At 39.9% G+C, this 12205-nt stretch carries 12 protein-coding genes; 7 read left to right on the top strand and 5 right to left on the bottom strand.

Annotated elements, in window-relative coordinates; genetic code table 11:
- Positions 1–202: 202 nt before the first annotated feature.
- On the top strand, positions 203–1606 hold the full coding sequence (gene alaP / locus D5S11_RS18440) for an alanine permease AlaP (RefSeq protein ID WP_047936056.1): 1404 nt from the start codon (positions 203–205) through the stop codon (positions 1604–1606).
- A 176-nt stretch (positions 1607–1782) separates the two neighbouring features.
- On the opposite strand, the gene D5S11_RS18435 is transcribed toward alaP, so the two are convergent.
- The gene (locus D5S11_RS18435; protein WP_025285156.1) at positions 1783–2298 is read right to left on the bottom strand and encodes a gamma carbonic anhydrase; all 516 of its coding nucleotides are present in this window, start codon (positions 2296–2298) and stop codon (positions 1783–1785) included.
- 46 nt (positions 2299–2344) lie between these two features.
- Between D5S11_RS18435 and D5S11_RS18430 the strand changes: the two genes are divergently transcribed.
- The 3 genes from D5S11_RS18430 (at position 2345) to D5S11_RS18420 (ending at position 5147) form a co-directional block, all read left to right on the top strand.
- Positions 2345–3124 (top strand): alpha/beta hydrolase, encoded by a 780-nt coding sequence (locus tag D5S11_RS18430; protein ID WP_003152261.1) that lies wholly within the window; start codon positions 2345–2347, stop codon positions 3122–3124.
- Between the two features lie 20 nt (positions 3125–3144).
- Positions 3145–4224, top strand: coding sequence for a tetraprenyl-beta-curcumene synthase family protein (locus tag D5S11_RS18425; protein ID WP_007408825.1), 1080 nt, complete (start codon positions 3145–3147; stop codon positions 4222–4224).
- A gap of 110 nt (positions 4225–4334) precedes the next feature.
- Positions 4335–5147: a glycerophosphodiester phosphodiesterase family protein gene (locus D5S11_RS18420; protein WP_032868308.1), complete on the top strand. Its 813-nt coding sequence runs from the start codon at positions 4335–4337 to the stop codon at positions 5145–5147.
- Positions 5148–5164: 17 nt separating this feature from the next.
- On the opposite strand, the gene D5S11_RS18415 is transcribed toward D5S11_RS18420, so the two are convergent.
- The 4 genes from D5S11_RS18415 to D5S11_RS18400 form a co-directional block, all read right to left on the bottom strand.
- A complete protein-coding gene (locus D5S11_RS18415; protein ID WP_003152265.1) occupies positions 5165–5359 on the bottom strand; it encodes a hypothetical protein in 195 nt (64 codons plus the stop codon).
- A gap of 122 nt (positions 5360–5481) precedes the next feature.
- The gene (mnmM, locus tag D5S11_RS18410) at positions 5482–6063 is read right to left on the bottom strand and encodes a tRNA 5-(aminomethyl)-2-thiouridylate-methyltransferase MnmM (protein WP_032868307.1); all 582 of its coding nucleotides are present in this window, start codon (positions 6061–6063) and stop codon (positions 5482–5484) included.
- Positions 6060–7028: a tRNA modification radical SAM protein MnmL/YtqA gene (gene mnmL, locus D5S11_RS18405; protein WP_007408822.1), complete on the bottom strand. Its 969-nt coding sequence runs from the start codon at positions 7026–7028 to the stop codon at positions 6060–6062. Before mnmL ends, mnmM begins: the two co-directional genes overlap by 4 nt.
- A gap of 86 nt (positions 7029–7114) precedes the next feature.
- On the bottom strand, positions 7115–8782 hold the full coding sequence (locus D5S11_RS18400) for an MFS transporter (RefSeq protein ID WP_032868306.1): 1668 nt from the start codon (positions 8780–8782) through the stop codon (positions 7115–7117).
- Positions 8783–9047: 265 nt separating this feature from the next.
- Between D5S11_RS18400 and D5S11_RS18395 the strand changes: the two genes are divergently transcribed.
- The 3 genes from D5S11_RS18395 to D5S11_RS18385 all read left to right on the top strand — a co-directional run.
- Entirely contained in the window at positions 9048–9752 is a 705-nt protein-coding gene (locus tag D5S11_RS18395) for a thioesterase II family protein (RefSeq protein WP_039063503.1), read from the top strand.
- A gap of 22 nt (positions 9753–9774) precedes the next feature.
- A complete protein-coding gene (locus D5S11_RS18390; RefSeq protein WP_012118251.1) occupies positions 9775–10758 on the top strand; it encodes a SagB/ThcOx family dehydrogenase in 984 nt (327 codons plus the stop codon).
- Positions 10755–12205 (top strand): condensation domain-containing protein (locus D5S11_RS18385; protein WP_241211467.1); only part of this gene is annotated, 1451 nt, incomplete at its 3' end. The genes D5S11_RS18390 and D5S11_RS18385, both read left to right, overlap by 4 nt.

The raw sequence follows: 12205 nt of genomic DNA, 5'->3' as shown, positions 1-12205 counted from the left end.
TCCAAAAGGCTTTCGATGTTATCGAAAGCCTTTTTTCTATTGTTTTTTGTAAACCGTCTATTCCGCTCTGTTTTCGACAAAGTATTACGCAATATTCAGAAAAAGGTTATAATAGGACTAATCGGGTAGATTCCGGAAAGTGTTTTCTGGCTATTTCGTCTCGGTTTGTGTTTCTTTGTCAAAATCAGGGGGAGGGAGAGTTATGCAAAACAAAGAAAAAACGCTTCACCGCGGCTTGGAAGAGCGGCATATCTCGCTTATGTCGTTGGGCGCCGCGATAGGAGTCGGGCTGTTTCTCGGGTCGGCTTCTGCCATAAAGCTTGCCGGACCGGGGATTTTAGCCGCTTACGCCTGCAGCGGGCTGATTATGTTTTTTATTATGCGGGCATTAGGGGAAATGGCGATTCAAAAGCCTGTAGCCGGCTCATTCAGCCGGTATGCCAGAGATTATCTCGGTCCGCTTGCCGGGTTTTTAACAGGCTGGAATTATTGGTTTTTATGGGTTGTTACCTGCATGGCGGAAATCACCGCGGTCGGCATTTATATGGGCTACTGGTTCCCTGACGTGCCGTCATGGATCTGGGCGCTTTGTGCACTCGTCATTATGACGGCTGTCAACTTTCTGGCGGTCAAAGCGTACGGTGAGCTTGAATTCTGGTTTGCGCTCATTAAAGTCTTGGCGATTCTGTCAATGATCGCGATCGGTCTGGTGATGATCGGATTCGGCCTCGGAAACGGAGGCGTTGCGCTCGGAATCAGCAATTTATGGAGCCACGGCGGCTTTTTCCCGAATGGGATTAAAGGGGTGCTGCTGTCGCTTCAAATGGTCATGTTTGCCTATCTCGGGATTGAGCTGATTGGTGTCACAGCCGGTGAGGTCAAAAATCCGGAAAAATCACTGGCGCGGGCCATAGATACTGTTTTTTGGCGCATTCTCATTTTTTACGTCGGAGCTTTGTTTGTCATTATGTCAATTTATCCGTGGCAGGAAATCGGTTCAGGCGGAAGCCCGTTTGTTTTGACATTTGAAAAAATCGGAATACCCGCTGCAGCCGGAATCATTAATTTTGTCGTATTGACGGCGGCTCTTTCTTCCTGCAACAGCGGGATCTTCAGCACGGGGCGCATGCTGTTCAATCTGGCGGAACAAAATGAAGCGCCTAAAGCATACGGTACGGTCACAAAAGGCGGTGTGCCGGGAAAAGCGGTATTGGTTTCAGCGGGCGCGTTATGCATCGGCGTTTTGCTGAACTACGTGGTGCCGGCAAAAGTGTTTACGTGGGTGACGAGCATTGCGACGTTCGGGGCGATTTGGACATGGTCGATTATTTTGCTTTCCCAAATGAAATACCGTAAAAGCTTACAGCCGGAACAACGGAAAAAACTGAAATATAAAATGCCTTTATATCCCTTTTCCTCATATATCTCATTGGCATTTCTCGCTTTTGTCGTTGTGCTGATGGCTTTTGATGCAGAGACCCGGGTGGCCGTCATTATCGGTCCTGTCTGGTTCGGCATATTATTAGCCGCTTATTACGGGAAAGGTTTCCATAAAAGAAAAGACATAGGTCTGGAAAACGGACAGACATTCGCCGAAAAAGCGTAAAAAAAGAGCCCGGGACATGGGCTCTTTTTTTCATAGGATCGGGCCGGCGGGGGAAGAATAAAACAAATTCCTGAACATTTTGCTTCTGTTTCCTGACAATCGGGAGAATGCAAATGGTTTTTACTTAAATAATATTTTGAAAAATGGTACAGTAGTAAAACAAAGCTGATCTATTTTTATTTCTCTTGCAGTGTTTTATAGTATCGGCCTTTTTCAACATATTCCGTTCTGATTCTTTCCATGTCCCGTATGTCTTCTTCTGTCAGCCGGCGGATAACCTTTGCGGGCCGGCCGAACGCAAGACAGCCGGGAGGAATGGTTTTGCCCGGAGGAACGAGACTTCCGGCGCCGATAAACGCGCCTTCTCCGATTTCCGCCCCGTCAAGAATGACGGAGCCCATACCGATTAAAGCATTCTTTTTGATGATTGCGCTGTGCAGTGTAACCTGATGGCCGATCGTGACGTCATCTTCAATAAGAAGCGGGCGGTTCGGACTTTGATGCAGACAGCTCAAGTCTTGTATGCTGACTCTTTTTCCGATCCTTGTCGGCGCGACATCCCCCCGGATGACGGCTGAGAACCAAATGCTTGATTGTTCTCCGATCACGACGTCGCCCGTAATGACGGCGTTATCCGCAATGAACGCTTCAGGATGTATGTCAGGCGTAAATTGTTTATAAGGGTAGATTATCATGTCTCATCCTTCTTTCTCTAAATTTATGTAAGAGGTGAACTGCATGTGGACTTGGAAAGCAGACAGGCCCGTCGGTACCATTGTCATTATCCACGGGGCAAGCGAATACCACGGACGTTATAAATGGCTCGTTGAAATGTGGAGATCTTCCGGATATAACGTGGTGATGGGCGATTTGCCCGGTCAGGGAACGTCGACCCGCGCCAGAGGGCATATTCGCTCTTTCCAAGAATACATTGATGAAGTAGATATATGGATTGATAAAGCGAGAACGCTTGAAGCGCCCGTTTTCCTTTTGGGCCACAGCATGGGCGGACTGATTGCGATAGAATGGTTTAAGCAGCAGAGAAATCCCCGCATTACGGCACTCATTTTATCATCACCTTGTCTGGGTCTGCAAATAAAAGTCAATAAAGTCCTTGATTTTGCGTCTAAAGGACTGAACGTCCTCGCTCCGTCCCTCAGAGTGGATTCCGGTTTATCACCTGATATGGCAACGAGGAATGCGGATATGATTGAAGCGGATCAAAACGATTCTTTATATGTCACGAAGGTATCCGTAAGATGGTACAGAGAGCTTTTAAAAACCATTGATGCCGCTATGGTGCCGACTGATGCGTTTTTAAAGGTGCCGCTTTTGCTTATGCAGGGCGGTGATGACAAAATCGTCGATAAAATGAAGGTCCGCAAATGGTTTTCCGGTGTGGCTTCCCATAATAAATCGTACCGGGAATGGGAAGGGCTCTATCATGAAATTTTTAATGAACCGGAAAGAGAAACTGTGTTTAAGGCGGCAAAAGCCTTTACAGATCAGTATATTTGAATTCGCTGGGGGTGCATATGTTGACAGTACCGGAACATCCTTTTAACCTTATGGCAAAAGTGTATCGGGAAATTTTTCCGCTCGTTCATCAGGAATTGAACATGTGGCGGGAAAAATCAGATTCCATTAAAAATACCGAACTGCGGCAGCAGGCGGCCGCAAGTATCCGCGATAAGTCGTTTCATTGTGAAGGCGGCGGCATTTTAGCCCTGCTTTCGGGAGAACAGAAACAAAAATGCGTGCAATTTATCATCGCGTATCAGACAATCAGTGATTATCTGGACAATCTGTGCGACCGCAGCACCTCGCTTGATCCCGAGGACTTCCGCATGCTTCATCTCTCCATGCGTGACGCGCTGACGGTCGGTGCCGAGGTGCGGCCGTACTATCAGTACAGAGACGAGCAGGATGACGGCGGTTATCTTCATGAGCTGGTCAGAACATGCCAGCGGGTGCTCGGGTCAATAGAACATTACGGTATCATTAAACCTTATTTGCTTGAGCTGTGTGATTATTATTGCGACCTTCAGGTTCATAAGCATGTCGTTGAGCATGAACGCGTTCCGAGGCTTAAAGGCTGGTTTGAGCAGTACCGGTCACAGCTTCCGGAAATGGAGTGGTTTGAGTTCTCGGCCTGCGCCGGATCGACGTTAGGCATTTTCTGTCTCGTTGCTTACTCATTCCAGCCTGATTTTAACGAACATACCGCTGAGAAAATCCGCAGCAGTTATTTTCCGTACATACAAGGGCTGCATATACTGCTTGATTATTTAATTGACCAGGAAGAGGATCTGCTTGAAGGCGATCTGAATTTCTGTACGTATTATCAGTCTCATGAAGAAATGATGCAGAGACTGCAGCATTTTATTGAAAAAGCGGATGAACATTTGCAAGGCATTCCGCATGAAAATTTTCACCGGCTGATCAACAGAGGGCTGCTCGGCGTCTATTTATCCGATGACAAAGTCGCCGGCCAAAAAGAAATGGGCCGCCTCGCGCGAAAGCTGATCAGGGCTAGCGGAAAAACGTCATTTTTCTTTTATATCAACGGAAGAGCCTACCGCAAATTTCAGAAGATGGCTTGGACGAAAAGTTCGTAATGGGTGAACTGCGCCTCTCGTGTAAATCATGACGGCGCAGTTTTTTATTTATGACGTGAAGTATGAAATGAAACATTGTTTGCGCCTGCAGAATATGATACTTTAATTTTATGAAAAAATTAAAGTATTTAGCGGTCATAGCATTACTTTCCATTTCCGGAGGCTGCTCCGTCATCCATGCTTCCGCCGGCTATCATCCTGTATTGATAGCGCACAGGGGCTCTTCTGCGATTGAGCCGGAACATACAGCTTTGTCTTATGCGCGTGCCATTAAAGACAAAGCAGATTATATTGAGATAGACTTACGGAAGACGAAGGACGGCCATCTGATTGCAATTCACGATAAAACGGTAGATCGGACAACAGATGGTAAAGGGATGACAGATGATCTGTCTTTGGCTCAGATTAAGAAACTGAATGCGGGAAAAGGAGAAAAGATTTTAACATTAGAAGAAATCATACAGAAATTCGGACAAACTGCCAATTACTATATTGAGACAAGAGAAAGCAACGGCAGCCTGGTGATGGAAAAGAAACTGATTGACATATTACAAAAACATAAGCTGATTTCCAGCCATAAAGCAGTCATTGAGTCTTTTAGCGGGAAGAGCTTAAAGAAAGTTCGATCTATGGATAAAAAAGTTCCTCTTGTCCGATTATTAAAAGATAACGAGGCTGAGGAGATAAATGATAAGCAGCTGCAAACCATCAGAACGTATGCTGATACAGTCGGGCTCAACGCCAAATTGGCAAATGAAGCAGTCGTGAAGCGTATTCATCACAATAAGATGAAAGTGCACGTGTTTTTTGATAAGGAAGACGAGCATACGCTGACGCCTATTATGCTGAAACAAAAAGCAGATGGTGTCTTTACAAACAATCCCGCTTATACACGCGGCGTGCTGCAACAAAACAGTAAATAAAAAGAGACATGCGCATTTTACGCTGTCTCTTTTTTTAACGGTTTCTTTTTTGCCGCAAGGTGCATTGCGAATTTGCCGATCAGCCCGATGACAAAAAATGCAGCAAACCACCAGTAATAGGTTTTTGCGAACTCAAATCCTAAATGTCTTGATAAAATGATGACGAACATCACATAGGGAACACTTGAAAATATGATGCGAAGAATATTCAAACTGCCGCTCCTCCCAGATGTTACACTTAAAAGATGAACTTTTTTCCATTATTTCATAGTAATTGATTTTTCAGAAAAAGTAAACACAAAAAGAATCGGCCCGCTTATGTCAGGCCGATTCTTTATTTGCCGGCAGATTTCTTTTCAATCGCTATAATAAACGGCGGGTCGTTTCGCTGGTTGAGAAAGCCGTAGCTCAGCACGCGCGCTTTTTCCTGATCAAGATTGCTGCAGTACTCCAGTAATGCACTTTTTTCCGTCTTGCCTTCAGGATGCCCGTGGTACACAACGAGAACGATCAGCCCGTTCTCCTTCAGCAGTTCAAGGAGCTGTTCGATCGCGGAAATGGTTGAGTGGCCGTTTGTCGTAATGCTTTTATCGCCGCCGGGCAGATAGCCGAGATTAAACACGGCGCAAGCCACACGACCGTGCGCATCCTCAGGCAGCGATGCCTTTATTTGATCATGGCTCTTATGGTGAAGCGTGACGCGCGGACTGAAGTCGGCACCGAGCCGCTCCTTCGTTTTAGCGAGTGCGTCCGCTTGAATATCAAAGGCATGGACATGTCCTGTTTCACCGACAAGGCTGGCCAGGAAATATGTATCATGTCCGTTGCCCATCGTCGCGTCAACCGTGATATCACCTTCCTGTGCGGCGGACTTCAGCAATTCTTTACTGAAAGGGAGGATGTGCATCAAGGTCATAGGGCGGTCTCCTCCCCGATCTTTCTGAAGAGCTTTCCTTGATAGCTTCCCCGTGTTTCCAGCTCTTTTTGAATGGCGCCCAGTACTTCCCACTTATTGACGCTCCACATCGGTCCGACCATTAATTCGATCGGCCCGTCTCCCGTAATGCGGTGAACGATCATTTCCGGGGGAATGATTTCGAGCTGATCACATACAAGACTTACATATTCTTCTTGAGAAAGGAACTCCAGCTTTCCTTTTTCATATTGCTTCACCATCGGTGTGCCTTTTAATAAGTGAAGCAGGTGAATTTTAATGCCTTGGACATCCAAATCAGCGACGGCTTTGGCCGTCTCCATCATCATGTCCCTGTTTTCAAGCGGAAGCCCGTTAATGATATGGGAACAAACGCGGATGCCGTGTTTTCTCAGTTTATTGACACCCTCAACATAGCAGTCAAAATCATGGGCGCGGTTGATCAGAAGGGCGGTCCGCTCATGCACGGTCTGCAGCCCGAGTTCAACCCACAAATAGGTCCGCTCATTCAGTTCGGCCAAATATTCCACGACATCGTCCGGCAGGCAGTCCGGACGGGTCGCGATCGACATGCCGACAACGCCGTCAAGCTTGAGGACGGATTCGAATTTTTCTCGCAGCTCCTCTACCGGAGCATGCGTATTCGTGAACGCTTGGAAATATGCGATATATTTGCCGTCTTTCCACTTTTCGTGCATGCGGTTTTTGATATCGTGAAATTGCGTGAGTAAGTCATCGGCCCGATTGCCGGCAAAATCGCCGGAGCCCGCCGCGCTGCAGAATGTGCAGCCTCCGTGTGCAACCGTGCCGTCCCGATTCGGGCAGTCAAAACCGCCGTCAAGCGCGACTTTAAACACTTTATGCCCGAAATGCTCCCGCAGATGATAATTTAATGTATGGTACCGTTTTTCCGTATTTGAATAAGGAAAAGGGTTATTCTCGTTCAATGTTCAAAAAGCCTCCCTCACATCAGATGCATCCTAAAATTGTAGCATGAATGATGGAGCGGAACAATGAAACAATTATGGAACGGTCAGGACGTAATATCTACCTGGTTTTTCTGTTGTTGTTTTAAACGTTTTGGAGAAATATCACTGAACAATGCAAAAATAATTCCTAAAATAAGAATTACACTGCCTACTTTGAATGTATTATTAAAACTGTCACTTATTTTTTCATTATATAAATTTGAAATTTTTTTCTGGATAGCCATAACTTCCTTCTTTTGAATATTGAAGCTTTTTTGTACTTTTTCTTTATACGGATCCGGGGTTATAGAGAGAATTTCTTCCTCTTTTTTGTTTAATTCAGCAATACTTTTGCTTCGATCGAAACCTTTACTGTCTGAATGCTTTAAGTGAGTTATTATCTCGTTCTTTGCATTTTTATCAAAAACCTGATTGCTTTCCACAATTTTAATGGCTTCTTTTTTCGCAGTAGCTGTGTGATCATTTATATTCATTGTAAGCACAGATGTAAGTATGGCAATTCCTAGCGCTTGTCCAACTGTCCGCATCATATTAAGAATACCTGAGGCAATTCCTACTTTCTCAGGAGGAATAAGCCGTATCCCTGAACTCATTGCTGGTCCTATTACAAGCCCTAAAGCTAAGCCGGTCAAACATAACAGAATAATTACTGACGTTATAGAACTGTCGTATCGTATGTATCCATATAAATATGTTGTGATTGTTAAACCGAGCATACCTAGACCCGAAAGCCAAATGCCCCCGAGTTTATCAGATAGCTTTCCAGAAAGTACAGAGGTAAACATAGATGATAGAGCTAATGTAGAAACAATTAACCCCGCTTCTAATTCAGTTTTTCCCATTAAATTAGTGAGGAGTAAAGTAATAATAAGGGTACCGCTTGTTAATCCAAGGCCCTGCATAAAGAGGGTGAAAGAACTGAAACTAAACGTACGTATCTTCAGCATGGATAAGGGAATCATCGGGTTTTTAATTTTAGATTCAATAAAGAAAAACAAACAGAATAATAATACAGAGATTACAAAAAGAGAGATAATTAATGGTGATGACCAGCCTAAGTCAGATACTTTTGCAAAACCAAAGGTTAAACAGAAGAGAGCTCCGGATAAAATAAGAATCCCCATGTAATCAATTTTTTTACTCACTGTTTCATCATAACTCTCAGTAATAAAAAATGCTGCTAAAAAAAGAGAAATCAGACCTAAAGGAATATTTATGAAGAAGATAGCTTGCCAATTAAAATTTTCAGTTAATAATCCTCCAAGTACAGGTCCTAATGTAGCTGCTAATCCTGAGAAAGCACCCCAGATTCCAATGATCATTCCTTTTTTATTTTGAGGTACGATAGCTAAAGCTATAGGCATTGTAACAGGTACAATGAAAGCAGCAGATAATCCCTGAATCACTCTAATTGTGACAAGCATTTCAATTGAAGTGCTCAAACATGCAATAACTGATGTCAAAATAAAAAGTGCTAATCCAAACATAAAAGCTTTTTTTCTTCCAAAATGGTCTGCCAGCTTTGATGCACCTACTAATAAAACCGCAAAAGCTAAAGTATAACCTGTAGCCACCCATGCTACTTGAGAAAGGTTACTCGAAAAATAATTCAGCATCTTAGGTAAGGCGATATTTACTATAGTGGTGTCCATTACTGAAATGAATGTACCTAATAATAATGCAGATAACATGATTATTTTTTTGAAATTCAATATACTTACATCTCCTTTTAGAAAACTATCTAATTAAAACTTTGACGTATGTCTAAAAACATAATAAGAAAAAAAATCATTTGTGTCAATATTATTCATAATATGTTTATTAGACCCAATATATTATAAAATAACAAATGTATTAAGATAACCATTACTTTAAATCTATTAAAATTCCAAATTAATACTTTACAAATAGACAATAATTCCTTATTATTATTTAAAAGTTGGTTTTTCATGGTTTTTTTTGAAAAAGGAGGAGCTAATGACCCATCCAATTAAACTTTTTTGCATTCCGCATGCTGGAGGATTGTCAAGTATTTATAGTGAATGGAGTAACTCAGTTGGACCAGAAATTGAACTAATACCTGTTGAACTAGCAGGAAGAGGCTCTAGATTTTCTGAAAATCCCTACAAAACAATAAATCAGGCTATAGATGATATTACAGAATTAATATTAAGAAAATGTGATAATAAGTGCTATGCGATTTACGGCCATAGTATGGGTGCATATATATCGTATGAAGTAATACTTAAATTAATGAAGGTTACAGATAATCTTCCTCAGCATTTATTTGTATCTGGAAAAGGCGCACCTTATTTAACTAAGGAAACATTTATAAGCGGTCTTCCTGATAAACAAGTTATTCAATGGTTAAACAAATTAGGGGGAATTCCCAAGGAACTTATCGAGAATTACGAACTAATGAAACTATTTCTTCCAGTAATAAGGAATGATTATAAACTAATAGAAAGTTACAACCACAACATCAAAAAAAAATTATCAAATGTTACGTTAACTGTTTTAACGGGCAAGTTTGACGAATCAATAACTATAGGAGAAGTTGAAGGGTGGAAAGAATATTCAGCAAAGGAGGTTGATGTATACCAGATTAGCGGAGGGCATTTTTTTATTAATGAATCCGTTACAGAAGTTATATCAATTATTAAAGATAAATTATTGGTTTAAGTTTAGTATGGAGGTTTTTAACGTGAAAAAATACTTTTGGGCTCCTCATGTTCACTGGAGAAATGAAAATAACCATATTATTATTAATGATTTTCAATTTAGAGGGAAAGTAGTTGAACTTTTTCCTGATATTTATTTTCATTTTCAAAAAGGCATTTCTTTAAGCGAAATATATGTTATTTTTAAAGACTTTAATCCAAAGATTTTAAAAATGTTTCTAAAAGATTTAATACGTAATAGAGTTTTAGTTTGCAATGTAAGCACACCGACAGAGCTTTTCGAAACGCAAAACAAATTTGTTTATCAAGAATATGACGATGAGTTTTTTTTATACAAAGAAAATATAGAATCTTATAAGAAGAAACAATTAACTAGGTTTATGTCAAAGAATACTCTTCAATCAATTGATTTGGAGGAATGCTCAGATTTGCCCTCTTTAGTTCAAAATAGAAAAAGTACTAGGAATTTTGATACTAGTAAAATGATGAATTTTTCTAAGTTTAGTCGGTTGTTAAATGTCTTTAAACAGTCTCCAATTCAAGAGGGTATTAAATATTTCTACCCAAGTGCAGGAGGACTGTATCCTGTCAACATATATTTGTATATTAAAGATGGGAGAGTCGAAAATCTTGAGGAAGGGATATATTTTTATAATCCTCACAGCCACTCTATCAATTTACTTAATAGAGTAAAACTGGCTGAAAAAAAATATCATTATTTTATAAACCACAGTGCATTTAATACTTCGAATTTCTCTATCTTTTTCACCCTTGATTGTGATGTAATCATGCCCAAATATAAGGGTGCGGGGTATTACTATGGTATTCTTGAATGTGGTGTTATGTCAGCTACATTGGCTAATATAGCAGAATATTTTGATGTTGGATCGTGCTCCATAGGAGAAATAGACTTCGATAAAATTAAAGATGAATTTAATTTGAATAGCAATGAAATCTATTTACATTCGGTAGAGGTAGGACTAAAGAATAAGGAGGTAAATCATTGATTAATAACACGCTAGTAACGAGTAATAAATTTAAAGAGATTTCTAACTTTATAATAAAAAAAATTCGTGAATTAAGTAAAGATGATTCAGTTGATTTAAGAACTAATATTTTTGATTATCAAATATCTTCTATTAATATATTAAAATTACTTGGAGCCATTGAAGATACATATAATATAAATATTGAATTTTATGATTATATTGACAACCCAGATGTACTGTCATTTTGTCAAGTTGTTTATGAAAAGTTTCAGTTATTAGATAATAAAAAAGAGTATAATATATTACATTTATTAAGCGATGAAGAAAATGCCTATAAAGAATTTGATCTTACAAATGTTCAAGTTGCTTATTTATCTGGAAGAGACAAGCAATTTGAACTGGGGGGAACTTCCACCCATGCTTTTGTAGAATTTGAGGCTGAACTAGATATTGAAAAATTCAATAAAAGTGTACAAGCTGTGATAGAGCGTCAACACATGCTACGTGCAGTTTTTTTATCAAATGGTAAGCAAAAAATACTTGAACACGTACCGAATTATAAATTAGCTATTCAAGATGTGAGTTATCTTAAAAAATCAGACCAAGAAGACAAAATATTAGAAGCAAGAAAAGTAACTAACGAACGAATCTTCGATCCATACCAATGGCCATTGTTTGAATTTAAAGCTTTAAAAATCAGTGATAAACTATATAGAATATTCTTTGATATCGATATGTTAATAGCAGATGGAGCTAGTATCCAGCTTTTATTTAAAGAGATATCTGAATTGTACAATGGAAAGATTCAAGAGCCTTTAGAAGTATCCTATAGAGATTATATGTTAGCTTATAACAAATTAAAGGGAAATCATAAATATCAGGATGACAAGGAATATTGGTTAAATAAACTTAAAAGTTTTCCTTCAACACCAGCTCTGCCAGTAAAAGTAGATTTAGCATGTATAAAAAAACCTACTTTTAAAAGAAAGAAAAAAATTATTGAGAAAAGAAATTGGAATCAATTTGTGAATTTATGCTCTCGGAAGAATATTAGGCCTAGTATACTACTTTTGTCTATTTATTCAAAAGTGTTGTCTAAATGGAGTAATCAGCAAAATATTGCGTTAAACACTACATTATTTAAAAGAAGACCTTTGCATAAGCAGATTAATAACGTTATAGGCGATTTTACAGAAATTATGATATTTGATGTATGCTTCAATAATTTAAATCATTTTTGGGAAGAAGTAAAAAATATTCAGGATAACTTCTTTAAATGCTTATCACATAATGATTTTGATGGAATAGAGTTTACCAGAGAATACTGTGAATTTAATGATATAGATAGAAGGAAAGCTGTTTTTCCGATTGTTTTTACAAGTATGTTATTTGAAAATGAATTAAACTATTTAGATTCTCTAGGAGTTTTTATAGAGAGTATCAGCCAGACATCACAAGTTTATCT

Origin of the sequence: Bacillus sp. L75, assembly GCF_003676355.1 — a bacterium.
Lineage (GTDB): Bacteria > Bacillota > Bacilli > Bacillales > Bacillaceae > Bacillus > Bacillus velezensis.
The sequence above is the reverse complement of the archived record's forward strand: the minus strand, read 5'-3'. Positions and strand labels throughout refer to the sequence as shown.